Annotated in this window: 13 protein-coding genes; 5 read left to right on the forward strand and 8 right to left on the reverse strand. The window is 70.1% G+C overall.

Annotated features, from left to right (window positions below; genetic code table 11):
• Window positions 1-17: 17 nt before the first annotated feature.
• The 4 genes from OV207_RS20085 to OV207_RS20100 form a co-directional block, all read right to left on the reverse strand.
• Window positions 18-2,312, reverse strand: coding sequence for a hybrid sensor histidine kinase/response regulator (locus tag OV207_RS20085; protein WP_193348626.1), 2,295 nt, complete (start codon window positions 2,310-2,312; stop codon window positions 18-20).
• Between the two features lie 73 nt (window positions 2,313-2,385).
• Window positions 2,386-3,639, reverse strand: coding sequence for a methyl-accepting chemotaxis protein (locus OV207_RS20090; protein ID WP_267556742.1), 1,254 nt, complete (start codon window positions 3,637-3,639; stop codon window positions 2,386-2,388).
• Between the two features lie 5 nt (window positions 3,640-3,644).
• Complete coding sequence (locus OV207_RS20095; protein WP_193348624.1) at window positions 3,645-4,049, reverse strand: Frizzy aggregation protein FrzB; 405 nt, start codon at window positions 4,047-4,049, stop codon at window positions 3,645-3,647.
• A complete protein-coding gene (locus tag OV207_RS20100) occupies window positions 4,046-4,546 on the reverse strand; it encodes a chemotaxis protein CheW (protein WP_193348976.1) in 501 nt (166 codons plus the stop codon). The genes OV207_RS20095 and OV207_RS20100 overlap by 4 nt, the downstream gene beginning before the upstream one ends.
• 154 nt (window positions 4,547-4,700) lie before the next feature.
• Between OV207_RS20100 and OV207_RS20105 the strand changes: the two genes are divergently transcribed.
• Window positions 4,701-5,558 carry a response regulator gene (locus tag OV207_RS20105; protein ID WP_267556743.1) on the forward strand — a complete coding sequence of 286 codons (858 nt, stop codon included), beginning with the start codon at window positions 4,701-4,703 and terminating at the stop codon, window positions 5,556-5,558.
• Between the two features lie 21 nt (window positions 5,559-5,579).
• Here the strand turns inward: OV207_RS20105 and OV207_RS20110 are convergent, their stop codons facing one another.
• A complete protein-coding gene (locus tag OV207_RS20110; RefSeq protein WP_267556744.1) occupies window positions 5,580-6,278 on the reverse strand; it encodes a hypothetical protein in 699 nt (232 codons plus the stop codon).
• 55 nt (window positions 6,279-6,333) lie between these two features.
• The gene (locus OV207_RS20115) at window positions 6,334-7,644 is read right to left on the reverse strand and encodes a radical SAM protein (protein ID WP_193348621.1); all 1,311 of its coding nucleotides are present in this window, start codon (window positions 7,642-7,644) and stop codon (window positions 6,334-6,336) included.
• Between the two features lie 176 nt (window positions 7,645-7,820).
• Here OV207_RS20115 and ald point away from each other — a divergent pair, with 176 nt between their 5' ends.
• The 4 genes from ald to OV207_RS20135 all read left to right on the forward strand — a co-directional run bounded on the left by ald (window position 7,821) and on the right by OV207_RS20135 (window position 12,688).
• Window positions 7,821-8,948 carry an alanine dehydrogenase gene (ald, locus tag OV207_RS20120; protein WP_267556745.1) on the forward strand — a complete coding sequence of 376 codons (1,128 nt, stop codon included), beginning with the start codon at window positions 7,821-7,823 and terminating at the stop codon, window positions 8,946-8,948.
• Window positions 8,949-9,202: 254 nt separating this feature from the next.
• Window positions 9,203-9,844, forward strand: a complete 642-nt coding sequence (locus OV207_RS20125; RefSeq protein ID WP_193348975.1) for a sigma-70 family RNA polymerase sigma factor — start codon at window positions 9,203-9,205, stop codon at window positions 9,842-9,844.
• Between the two features lie 26 nt (window positions 9,845-9,870).
• Window positions 9,871-10,737, forward strand: a complete 867-nt coding sequence (locus OV207_RS20130) for an anti-sigma factor family protein (RefSeq protein WP_193348619.1) — start codon at window positions 9,871-9,873, stop codon at window positions 10,735-10,737.
• A 184-nt stretch (window positions 10,738-10,921) separates the two neighbouring features.
• Window positions 10,922-12,688, forward strand: a complete 1,767-nt coding sequence (locus tag OV207_RS20135) for a response regulator (RefSeq protein ID WP_267556746.1) — start codon at window positions 10,922-10,924, stop codon at window positions 12,686-12,688.
• A gap of 126 nt (window positions 12,689-12,814) precedes the next feature.
• Here OV207_RS20135 and OV207_RS20140 read toward each other — a convergent pair whose 3' ends face one another.
• Both OV207_RS20140 and OV207_RS20145 read right to left on the reverse strand, forming a co-directional pair.
• Entirely contained in the window at window positions 12,815-13,960 is a 1,146-nt protein-coding gene (locus OV207_RS20140) for a hypothetical protein (protein WP_267556747.1), read from the reverse strand.
• On the reverse strand, window positions 13,957-14,727 hold the full coding sequence (locus OV207_RS20145; protein ID WP_193348974.1) for a type III pantothenate kinase: 771 nt from the start codon (window positions 14,725-14,727) through the stop codon (window positions 13,957-13,959). Before OV207_RS20145 ends, OV207_RS20140 begins: the two co-directional genes overlap by 4 nt.
• Window positions 14,728-14,737 lie beyond the last annotated feature (10 nt).

Below are 14,737 nucleotides of genomic sequence, written 5' to 3' on the forward strand. Positions count from 1 at the left end.
CGCCCACCAGAGGCTCCTCAGGTCAGCCTGTCGATGGACTGCGCCAGACTCTCCACGCCCAGCTCCCCCTTGACCAGGTACGCATCCGCGCCCGCATCCAGGCCGCGCCGCTTGTCCTCCGGCGACGCGAGCGACGACAGGATGATGACCGGGATGCGCGCCACCGACGGCGTGGCCTTCAGCCGCCGCGTGAGGGAGAAGCCGTCCAGCTTGGGCATCTGCACGTCGGTGAGGATGAGATCGTACGTGTTCGTCTGCACCTTCGCGTACGCCTCCTCGCCGTCCTGTGCCTCCTCCACGTTGTGGCCCAGCGCCTTGACGAGCGCGCCCTCCGTCGCCCGGGCGATGGGCGAGTCGTCCACCAGCAGCACCCGCAGCCGTCGGCTGGCGGGCGCCTGGGTGACGGGGCGGGCCATGCGGCGCACCTCGGTCATGATGTCCGGCACGTGCAACAGCACCGCGATGCGCCCGTCCTCCAGCGCCGCCGTGCCCGCGATGAAGGGGGCGCCCTTGAGGAACTCGCCGCCGCAGGGCTTCACCGCCACCTCGCGCTCGTCCACGAAGCCGTCCACCACCAGCGCGGCGTAGTCGTCGCCGTGGCGCACGACGACGGCCGGAGGCTTGTCGAAGCGGTTGCCGCCGTTGAGGCCCAGGAGCGGCCCCAGCGCCACGAGCGCCGTGGGCTTGCCCCGGTGCCGCACCGCCAGCGTGCCGAACACCTCCATGCGGTCATCGGGCTTGATGCGCATGACGGCCACCACGTCCGCGGCGGGCATGCCGTAGACGTCGTCGCCCAGGCGCACCAGCAGCACCTTCATCAGGGCCAGCGACTGCGGCAGGCGCAGCGTGATGGTGGTGCCCCGGCCCTGGCGGCTGGAGACGCCCACGGATCCGCCCAGCGTCTCCACCTTGCGCTTCACCACGTCCATGCCCACGCCGCGGCCGGACAATTCGCTGACCTGTTCGCGGGTGGAGAAGCCGGGGCGGAAGATGAGCTCGATGGCCTCCCGCTCCGACAGCGCGGCGGCCTGCACCGCCGACAGCAGGCGCTTGTTGACGGCCACCTGCTTGAGCCGGTCCGTGTCCATGCCCCGGCCGTCGTCCTCCACCTCGATGTGGAGCATGTCGCCGTCCACGCGCACCCGGATGCGGATGCGGCCCGTGGCGGGCTTGCCCATCTGCTGGCGCAGGTCCGGGGACTCCAGGCCGTGGTCCACCGCGTTGCGCAGCAGGTGCACCAGCGCGTCGCGCACGTCGGCCAGCATGGACCGGTCCACGCCGATGTCGGCGTTCTCGATGACCAGGTCCACGTCCTTCTCCTGCGTCCTCGCGATGTCGCGGACGGCGCGGGGGAAGGCGTCGAACACGGTGGCCAGCGGCACCAGGCGCGCCTCGGCCACGTGGTCCGCCAGCTGGGCCAGGTTGCCGTGCAGCGTTTCAATGCCGTCGCCGTTGCGGCGCACGAAGCGGAACGCGTCGTCGCGCAGCATGTGCAGGTCGGCCTCCGCGCGCTCCAGCTCCGCGCGGATCGCGTCCGGCACGTCCACTTCCTCCGACATGCGCAGGAAGCGATCGCCCAGGCGGCTGAAGCGTTCGAAGAGCGCCGCCGTCTCCGTGCTGCGCAGGCGGCCCCGGGCGCTCTCCACCAGCAGGTCGCCGGCGAGCAGGCCCAGCGAGTCCAGCACCTCCACGTTCACGCGGATGCTGCGGTCCGCGATGGTGTTGCCCTTCGCGGTGTTCGGGGCCTCCTCCTCCCGCGCGGGCGGCGGAGGCGCCACGGGCGCTTCGGGGGCGCGCTGCGGGGCCACGGCCGCCGGGGCCGCGGCCACGGGGGGCGGGGCCTGGGCGGGCTTGGGCGGCGCGGCGACGGCCGGTGGCTGCGGGGGCGCGGCGGCGGGCTTGCGCACCGGGCCCAGGGCGGGCACCGGGTGACCGGACACCTCCGACAGGGCCTTCACCATCTCCTCGGTGGCCGTGGAGCCGGTGTGGGCCGCGTCCAGGTCCTCGATGAGGTCCGACAGCACGTCGCATGCACGGAGCATGACGTCGGTGGCGGTCTCGGTGGCCGTCTTGCCTTCGCGCTCGGCGCGCAGGACGTCCTCGGCGGCGTGCGCGAGCTGACCGATGGCGGCCAGGCCCAGCATGCGGGCCTCGCCCTTCATCGTGTGCAGTTCGCGCGCGACGTCGTCCGCGGCCTGATCCGCGGTCTCCTTCTCCAGGTCGATGACTCCCAGTTGGATCTTCTGGAGTCGGTCGGCCGTGACCTCCTGGAACTTCTTCAGGAGGGACTTTTTGAGGGCCTCGGTGTCCATGGGTGGCAGGCCCGGCGGGGAGGCGCGTCTTCACGCCTTCCCCAGGGCCCCTCTCTCCCCTTCAGGAGAACGCCTAGTCGGCCTTGAAGCGCTTGATGAGCTCGGCGAGCCGGCCCGCAAGCTGGGTGAGCTCGGCGGCGGCCCCGGTGGCCTGCTTCGACGCCTGCGTCGTCTGACGGGTCACGTCCTCGATCTCCGCCATGGACGCCACCACCTGCTCGGTGGCCGTGCGCTGCTGCTGCGTGGCCAGGTTGATGACCCGGGCCGCGTCGCTCGTCTCCTGCACACCGGCGAGGATGCCTTCCACGGCCTGCGCCGCCACCGCGCCCAGCTTCTCGCCGGACTCCGTGGCGTGCTTGGACGCGTCCGCCGCGCCCGCCGCCGCGGCCGTGGCCTCGCGGATCTCCGTGATGAGGTTCTTGATCTCCTTGGTGGACTCCAGGACGTTCTCCGCCAGCCGGCGCATCTCCGCCGCGACGATGGAGAAGCCCTTGCCCGCCTCGCCCGCGCGGCTGCCTTCCAGCGCCGCGTTGAGGGCCAGCAGGTCGGAGCGGTCCGCGATCTCGTCGATGACCTCCACCACCGTGCCGATGCGCTCCACGCGCTTGGACAGCTTGGAGATGGAGTCCGCCACCGCGACGCCGTCGCTGCGGATCTGCTGCATGGCCTGGATGAACTCGCCGATGGCGCCGCGACCCGCGCGGGCCGCGCCCAGCGTCTCCTCCGCCACGCGCGCCACGCTGCCCGCGTTCTCCGCGATCTGCGCGGAGGCGTGCTTCAGCTCCTCCATGGTCGCGGTCGTCTCATGGATGGCCGCGGCCTGTTCGGTGGAGGACGTCTCGTGCTGCGTGGACGCCGCCAGCACCTGGTTGGCGGAGGACGACAGCCGCAGCGCGGCCTCGTTGATCTCCCGCACGAAGATGCGCAGCGTCTCGATGACCTTGCCGAAGCCCTCCAGGAGGGGCCCCAGCTGGGGGTCCTCCGTGGACGTGTTCCAGCGTGACAGGTCGCCTTCACGCACCAGGATGATGAGCGAGTCGAGCGCCTGATCGATCTCCTGCGCCGCCACCTGCTTGCGGTGCTCCGCGGAGGAGAACTGCTCCAGCACCTGGTTGAGCAGGTGGCCGAAGCCCGTGGGATCCGCCTGGACGCGGTCGTGGGGGACGCGCGCGTTCAGGTTGCCGGCCAGCACCGACATCAGCGTGTCGGTGAAGGGCTTGAGCGGATCCACCGCGTTGGCCTCGGGGGCTCCGGCCTTCGCGCCTGGGGACTTCTTCGCACCGCGGGGCTTGGCCGCGGGCTTGTCGTTGGGGCTCTCCAGGGACATGTGTGTCAGTGCCTTCCTTGCGTCTTCAAGGTTTCCGCCAGATCAATGAGCAACACGGGCCGCCTGGACTCTTCATCCAGGCACACGCCCACGGCATAGGGAGCCGCCGCGACCGCGGCGGGCATGCGGCGTAGCACGGCGAGCGCCACGGAGCGCACCCCGTTGACGGCGTCCACCTTCAGGTGGCCCTCGCCCTCCGGGGTGTCGAACACGATCGCGCGCAGGCCGCGGTGCGGCAGGCCCAGTTCGCGCACGGTGAGGTCGTCCGGCAGCGCCCGGTCGATGCGCAGCACCGACGATGCGTCGGTGCCGTATTCGGAGTCGCCGATCTGGAAGAAGAGGATGTCCACTTCTCCCAGCTCCTCCGCGGAGCGATCATCCGCGACGCCGTTGACGGTGCCGTGCCTCATCGCACCACCGCGCGCTGACGGGCCGTCTGCAGCAGCTTGGAGAAGTTGAGCAGGTTCAGCCCGTCGTGCGGGGTGTTGCCGTGCACCACGCCCAGCAGGTGCTCCGCCGCCGCGTCGCCGCCCAGGGGCGGCGGGAGGATCTCCGCCACGGGCACGCGGCGCAGGCCCAGCACGGTGTCCGCCACCACGCCGGAGACGTAGCTGCCGCTGACGCCCACGAAGATGCGCGTGCGCGGGCCGATGCGCGCCTCGCCCTTGCTCAGGAAGCGCAGCAGGTCCACCACCGGCAGCACCTGGCCTCGGTGGCCGGTGACGCCCATGATGAACGAGGGGGTGCGCGGCAGGGGCGTGAGCAGCCCGGCGCGCAGCACCTCGGTGACGTTCTCGCTGGGGACGCCGAAGCGCAGCTCACCCACCCGGAAGCAGAAGAACTCCAGTTCGGGTCGGGCCTGGGCGGCCAGCGTGCGGTCCGGCGCCTGCCGGAGCGCGCGTTGCAGGGGAGTGGAGGTCGGGGTCAAGGCACCGAAGTATCCTGGACGAGGCGAAAACGGGTCAAGGGTCCATCCAAGACTGTCCGCCTGCTCGCCGTTTCGATGGTTCGGCGGGGACCAAAGGTGTAGGGTTGTGGGCCGGGAGCCCCTGAGGAGGAAGATGTCCCGCGTACTGGTCATTGACGACAGCCCGATGCTGCTGGAGCTCACGGTCCGGGCCCTGACGGCCGCTGGCTATGAGGCCGTAGGCGCGCCCGACCTGGCCACGCTCGACCAGAAGCTCGCCGAGGGGCCCTTCGCGCTCATCCTCATGGACGTCAACATGCCGGAGATGTTCGGCGACGACGTCGTCGAATACCTGCGGCAGGTGAAGAAGGTCACCTCCAAGCTCGTCCTCTACTCCGACATCTCCGAGACGGAGCTGGACGCGAAGACGAAGAACTCCGGCGCGGACGGCTACATCCTCAAGAGCGGCGGCCTGGAAGGCGTGCTCGGGGGCGTGATGGGCCTCATCGGCGCCCCGGCGCTGAACATCCCCCCGGCCGCCCCGGCGCCCACCCCCGCCCCGGCCGTGAGCGCCGCGGCCCCCGTGGCCGCGCCCGCCGGGCTCTCCGCGCCGAAGACGCTGGCCCCCGGGGCCCGCAAGCCGCGCATCCTCATCGTGGACGACAGCGAGATGACCGCGCGGATCATCGAAGCGGACCTGGTGTCCAAGGGCTTCGAGGTCCACATCGCGGACTCCGCGGACAAGGCCACGAAGATCATCCTGAAGAAGCAGACGCGCCCGGACCTGGTGCTCCTGGACGTGCGCATGCCCAACGTGAACGGCGAGCAGTTCTGCCGCTTCATCAAGAGCAACAGCCTCTTCAAGGGCATCAAGGTGCTGCTGTGCTCCGGCGAGAACGTGGAGGAGCTCCAGCGCATCTGCCGCGAGGCCGGCGCGGACGGCTACATCCCGAAGGACGCCGTGATGGGCAACCTCGTCGCCAAGGAGCTGATGCCCCCCGGCGCCGAGTAGTCCCCGAGCCCCCGCGCGGCCTCAGGGCGTCGTGGCGGCTTCAATGCCCCCGGCGTCCGTCGCGCCGGCGTCCACCGGGCAGGTCGTCTTGCTGGCCAGGACCTGCATCGCCTCCTTCACGTCGGACTTGTTCGCCTCCGTGGGCTTCGCCTGCACGTAGCGCTCGTACGCTGCCAGCGCGTCACAGGGCCGGTTGAGCGTTTCGTAGGCCTTCAGCAGCGCGTTGAGGATGGGGCGCTGATCCGGCTGGAGTTCGAAGGCCTTCTGGTAGTCCGCCGCGGCCCCCTCCGTCTGGCCCAGGGCGTCCTGCGACAGGCCCCGCCACACGCGGTAGCTGGCGTTGGTGGGCTGCGCCTCCACCAGCGCGGTGGCGGCCTTCAGCGCGCCCTCCTTGTTCTCCAGCCGCGCGTTCGCCGTGTACGAGAGCTGGAGCAGGACGACGTTGGCGCCACAGCCGGCGGCCGCGAAGTCGTCCGACGCCTTCGTCGCGCCCTTGAGGTCGCCGGTGGTCAGCAGCAGCTGCGCGTGCTCCTGCGCCTTCGCCTTGTCACACGGCGTCGCCTTCAGCTCCTCGCGCAGCTTGCGCACGATGGGCTTCTTCAAGCCATGGTCGAACTCCGGCTCCTCGGGCGCCTTGCTGCACGCGCCGAGCAGGGCGACGGCACCGGGGAAGAGGCAGAGGATGGCCAGACGGGACGGGGCGCGGGAGGAGACGGACATGCCCGGCTCTGTAGCCGTCCGCCCCCGGGGGGTCAAACCCCTGTCCCCGCGTCCCTCAGGTGCGGGGCGCGCTCGCGGCGTTGTCCCGCTCCTCCAGGCCGCGCGCGAAGTTGCCGATGATGAGCCCCGGCCGCGCCGCCTTCAGGCGGTTCAGCAGCGTGCGGATGCCCACCGGCTCGCCGCCCGCGCCCTGCCCTCGCGCCACCTCCAGGTACTGGAGCGGGTCGATGCACAGCGAGCGCGTCTGCACCTGATCCACGCGGTACTTGCGCACCAGGTCCTCCAGCGCCCGCACCTCGCCCTCGCGGTCGGTGACGCCGGGGAACAAGAGGAGGTTCAGCGCCAGGTACGCCCCGCGCTCCCGCGCGAGCGCGATGGAGGCCTCCACGTCCTCCCAGCCGTACTTCACCGGCTTGTAGTAGGCCTCATAAAGGCCCTTGGACGCGGCGTTGAGCGACACGCGCACGGCGTCCAGCCCCGCGTCCAGCAGCGCCCTCAGGCCATGCGTGAGGCTGGCGTTGGTGTTGATGTTGATGGAGCCCCGGTCCGTCTTCGCGCGCATCAGGCGGATGGACTCCGCGATGTACTTCCAGCGCGTCAGCGGCTCGCCCTCGCACCCCTGGCCGAAGCTCACCATGGTGCGGCCCGGCGCGTGCTCCAGGTGGTACAGGCCGATGGCCGCCATCTCCTCCGCGGACGGGCCGTCATCCATGCGCTCATGCGAGGCCGGCGGGCCGTCCGCGGGCTGATCCGAGATGCAGCCCACGCAGCGCGCGTTGCACATCACCGACGCGGGGATGGCGCCCTCGTCGCGCGCGTAGAAGATGTTCTGCGACGTGAAGCAGCGGTAGAGCAGCGCGCACGTCTTCAACTGCTTGAGCACGCGGCTGTCCGGGAAGCGCTCCATGTGGGCGGTAACCAGCCCCTTGAGCTCCGGCGTGGAGTACGCCTCCGGCTCCCAGTGCGAGCGCCGGTCGGTGTGGATGGCCCACGCGAGCGGCCCCTTCTCCCCCCACGCCGCCGCCGTGTACGCCCACTGCGGTAGCACCGGCCCGTCCCCCTTCACCTCGCCGGGGAGGAACGTGCGCGTGTAGCCGGGCGGCAGGAGCGCGCCGACGGCGTTGGGCACGAAGGTCTTGCCGCCGACTTTCATCTCGCGCACCAGCTCCAGTTCGCCGGAGTCCGGGTTGAGTCCCACCGGCAGCCGTCCGGGCAGGTGCACCAGCCGTCCCGCCGCTGGCAGGGCGATGGGCTTGTCCTGCGGCGGCACGAGCTCCTCCCCGCTGCGCAGGGTGGCGATGAGGTACGGATGTTCCATCACCCGGCCCTTGGAGTCCGCGAAGAGCAGTTTCGGCGCGTGCGTCATGCTCCGCTAACTAACACGAGCGGCCCGTGACGCGTCCAACGCCTCGCGTCATGGGTGCGGGCGAATGAGCCCCATCACGCCAGCCCACGCCCGCCTGCCGGAGCGCGCCTTGAAAGCGCTGGGGCCCTGGTCTATGGGTCCGCCACGTTTTCGCAGTCCCCTATCCGGAGGCAGTCGTGATCGTCGGAGTTCCCAAGGAGATCAAAACCCGCGAGTACCGTGTCGGCATGGTGCCTGCGGGCGTGCGCGCGCTCACCAGCGCGGGGCACACGGTGCTGGTCGAGACGAACGCAGGCGTCGGCTCCGGCATCCCTGATTCGGAGTACCAGCGCGTCGGCGCGCAGATCATCTCCACCGCGGATGAGGTGTGGAAGCGCGCGGAGATGGTGGTGAAGGTGAAGGAGCCCATCGCGCCCGAGTACGAGCGCATGCAGCCCGGGCAGATCGTCTACACCTACTTCCACCTGGCCGGCGTGGATCCGGAGCTCACCAAGACGCTCATCAAGAAGAAGGTCACCGCGGTCGCCTACGAGACGCTCCAGCTGGACGACGGCAGCCTGCCGCTGCTCAAGCCCATGAGCGAGGTGGCCGGCAAGATGGCCATCCAGGTGGGCGCCGCGTGCCTGGAGAAGGCGCACGGCGGCAAGGGCATCCTGCTGGGCGGCGTGCCCGGCGTGCGCCGCGGCCGCGTGGCCATCATCGGCGGCGGCGTGGTGGGCCTGTGCGCCGCCAAGGTCGCGGTGGGCATGGGCGCGGAAGTGACCATCATCGACGTGAACCTGGAGCGCCTCACGTACCTGGACGACGTGTTCCTCGGCCGCGCGCAGACGCTGGCGTCGGACACGGAGTCCATCGCGCGCACCGTGCGCGAGTCGGACCTCGTCGTCGGCGGCGTGCTCATCCCCGGCGGCAAGGCGCCCAAGCTCGTCTCGCGCGAGCTCATCGCGGAGATGGAGCCCGGCTCCGTCGTCGTCGACGTGGCGGTGGACCAGGGCGGCTGCATCGAGACGTGCAAGCCCACCACGCACGACAACCCCACGTTCACCGTGAGCGACGTCGTCCACTACTGCGTGGCCAACATGCCCGGCGCGGTGCCGCAGACGTCCACGTTCGCGCTCACCAACACCACCCGCCCCTACTCGCGGAAGATCGCGGACCTGGGCCTGGTGGAGGCCATCAAGTCCGACCGCGCCCTCCAGCGCGCCATCAACACCTACAATGGCCACATCACGTACGAGGCCGTTGCCAAGGACATGGGCTACGACTACGTGCCCCTGATGGACGCGCTCGGCGGCAAGAAGTAACCCGCCTGCCCGGCAGCCGGCCAGACACGTTCTGGCCGGGTTGCCGCAGGGGCGTTCCGTCCAGGTGACCCCTCGGGTTCCCACCCTGTGGAATAAATGATCCCGCCGGGCGTCTTCGCACCCTAGAAGCGGGCATGCGGACGGCGCGCCAGGGGAAAGCGTTGTTGACCCGTCTGTTCCGGTGCATAGATTGACCGTTAGGCAGGCGACGCATTCCCCAATCATTTCGGGCCCCTGGAAGGCGGGAGCGCATGATGCTGGACTTCAGGCAACCCAACCGGACGAAGCAGGAATTCGAAGAGCTGGCGCTGGCGCACCTGGACCCGCTCTATTCGGCGGCGCTCCGGCTGACCAAGAACGAGCGAGACGCCGAGGACCTCGTGCAGGACACCTGCATGCGGGCCTACCGCTTCTTCGACAAGTTCGAGCGTGGCACCAACATCAAGGCCTGGCTCTTCAAGATCCTCACCAACACGTTCATCAACCGGTACCGGCGCAAGGTGAAGGAGCGCACGGTGGTGGAGGGCGTGGAGCGCGAGGCGGTGCATGAGCGCTTCGTGAGCCGGGACGCGACGGACTTCGCGGCCAACCCCGAGCAGTACTTCTTCGACCGGCTGCTGTCGGACGACGTGCTGCGCTCCATCGACTCACTGCCCATCGACTTCCGGCTGGTGGTCATCCTCGCGGACCTCCAGGAGTTCTCCTACAAGGAGATCGCGGAGATCCTCGAGTGCCCCGTGGGCACGGTGATGAGCCGGCTGTTCCGCGGTCGCAAGCTGCTCCAGAAGACGCTGCGCGAATACGCCCAGGGACAGGGTGTCTTCCGCCATGATGGGGATCCGGTGCCGGCGCCCGCGGACCTTGAAGAATACCGGCGACGGAAGAAGGCCGGTTAGTCCGTGGTTGGATTCATCGAGCGCCCATGACCTGCCAGGAACTCGAGCGATTGCTGTACCCGTACCTCGACGGCGAGTTTCAGCCCGAGGAACGCCACGACGTGGAGTCGCACCTCGAAGACTGCCCGGCCTGCATCGCCCGGGTGGATGAAGAGATGCAGCTTCGCCAGACGCTCCGGCGCGCGGCGAAGCACTCCGTGTCCGCCCAGGGCTCGCGCGCACCGGCGTCGCTGCGCGCGGGCATCCAGTCCGGCCTGCACCGCGAGCAGCGCCGGGCCCAGGTGAGCCAGTGGATCCGCGCCGGGGCGGTGGCCCTGGTGGCCGTCACCGTGGGTGGCGCCTGGATGACGTACCAGTCCGGGCAGGCGCAGCGCGCCTCCATCCTGGAGGCCGTTCAGCGGCACACGCGCCAGCGGCCCCTGGAGTTCGTCGCGGGCACGCCGGAGCAGATTGAAGCGTGGTTCAACGACAAGGTGGAGCACCGCATCACCCTGCCCCGCCTCCAGCAGGCGCAGCCGGTGGGCGCGCGCTTCTCCACGCTCAACGGCCAGGAAGTCGTCTACGTCAGCTACGAGACCCAGCCCCGGCGCACGAACGAGCCCAAGCGCAACATCGGCGTGTTCGTGTATCCAGCCACGGGCCGGCGGGTGACGGTGGAGGAGTCCCCCACGGTGGCGAACGTGGCCGTGGATTCGAGCCAGGCCTACAACGTGGTGACGTGGCGGGATCACGACATCACGTACGAGCTGGTGACGGATCTGGACGACGCCGCCATCCTGCAGATGCTGCGGGATCAGGAGCACCGCTCCAATGGCCTCCCGCGCCCCGCGCAGGTGAAGCCGTCGGTGAGCGTGCAGAACGTGTCGCTCCAGCCCGTGTCGCTACAGCCCTGAAACAGGGCTGACGGCGCGGGGCCCGAGCGGTCGCCTGCTCGACTGAATACCGGGCGTTGCGCCCGGTGTGAAGATTGACGGTCCCAGGCATGGCCGATAGCCTCGACCGCGTCTCTCTTCTCGCGCGCCGCCGCTCGTTCGTGGTGTCTCACCGCGCGCCGCACCCCAGGACGGCCGTCCCTTCATGTCCAAGCGAATCCTGATCGTCGAAAGCGACGCCACCCTCTCCGCCACCCTGCAGCAGGCCCTGGAAGCCCGGGGGTTCTCGGCGCAGACGACGGGGGACGGCAAGGGCAGCGTGGAGCTGATCCGGCGCGAGCGCCCGGAGCTGGTGGTGCTCGCGGTGGACCTGTCCGCCGGACAGAACGGCTACCTCATCTGCGGCAAGCTGAAGAAGGACGACGAGCTCAAGGCGCTGCCCATCGTCATCATCGGCAGTCCGGACGGCTTCGCGGCGCACAGCAAGCTCAAGGCCCGCGCGGACGAATACGTGGCCAAGCCCGTGGACACCGACACGCTGGTGGACCGGGTGGGCGGCCTCATCGGCTTCCCGGAGCTGCCCGCCAGCGACGAGGTGGTGGACGACAGCCTCACGCTGGACTCGCTGGGGGACGACTTCGGCAAGGAGGAGCCCGCCCCGGACTTCGGCGAGGAGATCGCCGTGGACACGGGCGAGGAGCCCGCGGTGCCGGGCGAAGACCTGGACATGCTGGACGAGGCCTTCGGCGACATCTCCGAGCCCGTCACCGGCACGCCCGAGGACGAGGCCGTGGTCGCGCCGCCGGAGCTGGAGTCCCCGTCCGCCGAGGAGGAGATCTCCGCGCTCGACTCGCTGGGCTCCGACAACGACGACTCGCTGGACGTGCTGAGCGACCTGGGCGACGAGCCGGAGGAGAAGACCGTCATCGGCTTCATGCCGCCGGTGGAGCCGGAGCCGGCCGTGGCGCCCCCCGCGCCCGTGCGCGCCGTCCCCACGCCCGCGCCGCTGCGCGCGGTGGCCCCGCCGCCCGCCGCCGTCCCCCGCGCCGTCCTGCCCCCCACGTCCGTGGCGGACGCCGCGGAGCTGCGCAACCTGCGCGCGAAGGTGGCGGAGCTGCAGAGCGCGCTGGAGGACTCGCGCGGACAGGCGACGCAGGCCGAGGAGCGCGTGCAGTCGCTGGAGTCCGAGCTGCAGTCGAAGGCGACGGAGCTGGAGACGTCGCGCTCCAACGTCGGCAAGAACGACAAGGACACGTTCGCGCTGCGCGACACCGTCAACAAGCGCGACAAGGAGATCTTGCGCCTCAAGTCGGAGCTGAACCAGAAGGACCAGGAGATCATCGAGCTGAAGGATCAGCACCTGGAGCTGGAGCAGAAGGCCAGCACCTCCGACGAGGAGCTGTCGCGCCGGGACGCGCAGATCAAGACGCTCACCAGCCGCACCGAGCAGCTCACCACCGAGCGCAAGCGCGTGGATCAGCAGCTGGCCACCGCCAAGGAAGAGGCGCGCGGCGCCACCGCGAAGCTGGACACGCTCCAGGCGGAGCTGGATCAGCACCAGGCCCAGGCGCAGTCGCTCCAGGGTGAAGTGGAGGCCCTGCGCGCCCAGGCGGCCCAGCAGGACGCGGATCTCCAGGCGGCGCGCGAGGAGGCCGAAGGACTGCGCTCGCAGGTGGAGGCCGCCCAGCAGGAGGCCGACGGGCTGCGCTCGCAGCTGGAGCAAGCCCAGGCGGACCTGTCCGCCCAGACGGCCCAGGCGGCCGCGGACGCCGACGGGCTGCGCGCCCGCATCACCGAGCTGGAGCAGGCGGCGGTGCGCAACGAGGAGCGCGTGACGAAGCTCTACGCGCGCATCAAGGGCGACGAGAAGCTGCGCGAGAAGACGAAGAAGGCGCTCGCCATCGCCCAGCAGCTCCTGGACGAGCCGGGCACCTCCGTGGGCGACGAGGCCGACGAGGAAGCCGCGGCGTAGTTCGCCGCATCCGGGCCCCGTGGGTGTGGGGGATGGCGCGGGACGACCGCCCTCCCCCTTTCCGGCGGGCCTGACGCGGTTGCTGGAGCGAGGCCGGGCCTGCTGCCCGGCCCCTGCTCGCAGCCGTCAGTGACCGCCGCCGTCCTTCTTGGGGGCGGTCTTCTTCTCATGCAGCTTCTTCGCGAAGGACTGCACGGCGGCGGGCACGTTCTTGTCGCGCGCCAGGTCCTTGAGCTCCGCGTCGCGCAGCGTGTTGAGGAACTTCATGGTGACGGTGAGCGGCACCTTGGGGTTCTTCACCAGCGCGAGCTTCACCTTCTGCATCTTCGTCCACTCGCGGTTGTTGTAGATGACGCGCAGCACGTCCTCGTTGATGGCGCGGTTGGCGGCGCACGAGAGCACCTCGCCGTCCGTGATGCGGGGGCTGCGGATGACGGCCACGCAGACGAGCTTGTTGGTGTCGCGGATGAGCGACGTGCGCGCTTCCTTGTTGCCCAGCGTCGCCAGCTTGATCTTCTCCGCGATGGACATCTTCATGATGCGCTGGGCGAGCGTCTGGCGCTTGCCCTCTTCCATCGGCGTCTCGTCGTCCTTCTCCCCCGAGGAGCCCAGCTCCTGCAGCACCTCTTCCGCCGTGGGGCCCGGATCCGGGGGCGCCGCGGCGGCCTGCGGTCCGTAGATGCGCACGCGGGCGGCCTGCATCGCCGGCACGTCCGCCAGGATGAGCCCGCTGCGCACCGCGAAGTCGCAGATGCTGTCCACGAGCGACGCCGGGGCACCGGGGTTGAGGCACAGGTTGCGGACGATGTCCTCGTGGCGCAGCAGCCTCAACTGGTTCTGCGAGATGATCTCCGCCACCTTCGGGCTGCAGGTGGAGGCCACGCCGGCGACGGCGTCATCCGGCGTCTCCGAGTTGAGGACGAGCATCTCCGCGTAGGCTTCCTTGTCCTTCAAGAGGCCCAGGAAGTAGCCCAGCACGGGCGGCGGCACGCCCTCGTCGCGCAGCGCGGAGCCGAGGATGCGATCCGGCAGCGTGGCGCACGTCTTGGCGGCCGTCTCGCGCACGGTCGCTTCCGGGTCGAACGTGAGCATGAACAGCGCGCCCAGCATGTCCGCCGGGTTGAGGGGCACGAGCGACTTGGCGGCCATCATGCGCAGCGGCACGGGCGCGTTGGGGTCCACGTGCTTGCGCAGGTTGGGCGGAAGGAACTCCGCGTTGAAGGGGCAGCCCGGCGGCGGGGGCGGGAGGGTGGGATCCGGAGCGAGGCTCATGAGGCGTGATTCCTTCCGTAGATGATGCGCAGCCCCTCCAGGGTGAGGAACTCATCCACTTCCTGGATGGCCTTGGATTCGCTGGCCACCAGCGGGGCCAGGCCCCCGGTGGCCACCACTTTCGCGGTGAAGCCCATCTCCGCCTCCATGCGCGCGCACATGCCGTCCACCATGCTCACGTAGCCGTAGACGAACCCGGACTGCATGGAGTGCACGGTGTTGCGGCCCACGACGTGCGGCGGCCGCGCGAACTCCACGCGCGGCAGCTTGGAGGCGTTCTGGAACAGGGCCTCCATGGAGATGTTGATGCCGGGGCAGATGGCGCCGCCCAGGTATTCCCCCCGGGGCGTCACCGCGTCCAGCGTCGTCGCGGTGCCGAAGTCCACCACGATGAGGCCCTTGTGGTGCTTCTCGAAGGCGGCCACCGCGTTGACGATGCGGTCCGCGCCCACCTCGCGGGGGTTGTCGTAGAGGATGGGCATGCCCGTCTTCACCCCCGGGCCGACGAACATGGGGCGCGTCTTGAAGTAGCGCTCGCTCATCTTCTCCAGGATGTACTGGAGCGGCGGCACCACGCTGGAGACGGCCACGGCCTTCACCCCCGCGGCGTCGATGCCGCTCCAGGTGAAGAGCTGGCGCACGAGGATGCCGTACTCGTCCGCGCTGCGCCGCGCGCTCGTCTCCAGGCGCCAGTGGTCCAGCAGCCGTCGGCCCTCGTACACGCCGAGGACGGTGTTGGTGTTGCCGACGTCGATGGCCAGGAGCATCACGCGCGCC

This window comes from Corallococcus sp. BB11-1 (genome assembly GCF_026626625.1).
GTDB classification, from domain to species: domain Bacteria; phylum Myxococcota; class Myxococcia; order Myxococcales; family Myxococcaceae; genus Corallococcus; species Corallococcus soli.

Bases quoted from the DNA above. Each gene is read 5' to 3' on its own strand.
- OV207_RS20085 (WP_193348626.1), bottom strand. From the start codon at position 2,312: ATGGACACCGAGGCCCTCAAAAAGTCCCTCCTGAAGAAGTTCCAGGAG.
- OV207_RS20090 (WP_267556742.1), bottom strand. From the start codon at position 3,639: ATGTCCCTGGAGAGCCCCAACGACAAGCCCGCGGCCAAGCCCCGCGGT.
- OV207_RS20095 (WP_193348624.1), bottom strand. From the start codon at position 4,049: ATGAGGCACGGCACCGTCAACGGCGTCGCGGATGATCGCTCCGCGGAG.
- OV207_RS20105 (WP_267556743.1), top strand. From the start codon at position 4,701: ATGTCCCGCGTACTGGTCATTGACGACAGCCCGATGCTGCTGGAGCTC.
- OV207_RS20110 (WP_267556744.1), bottom strand. From the start codon at position 6,278: ATGTCCGTCTCCTCCCGCGCCCCGTCCCGTCTGGCCATCCTCTGCCTC.
- OV207_RS20115 (WP_193348621.1), bottom strand. From the start codon at position 7,644: ATGACGCACGCGCCGAAACTGCTCTTCGCGGACTCCAAGGGCCGGGTG.
- OV207_RS20125 (WP_193348975.1), top strand. From the start codon at position 9,203: ATGCTGGACTTCAGGCAACCCAACCGGACGAAGCAGGAATTCGAAGAG.
- OV207_RS20130 (WP_193348619.1), top strand. From the start codon at position 9,871: ATGACCTGCCAGGAACTCGAGCGATTGCTGTACCCGTACCTCGACGGC.
- OV207_RS20135 (WP_267556746.1), top strand. From the start codon at position 10,922: ATGTCCAAGCGAATCCTGATCGTCGAAAGCGACGCCACCCTCTCCGCC.
- OV207_RS20140 (WP_267556747.1), bottom strand. From the start codon at position 13,960: ATGAGCCTCGCTCCGGATCCCACCCTCCCGCCCCCGCCGCCGGGCTGC.
- OV207_RS20145 (WP_193348974.1), bottom strand. From the start codon at position 14,727: ATGCTCCTGGCCATCGACGTCGGCAACACCAACACCGTCCTCGGCGTG.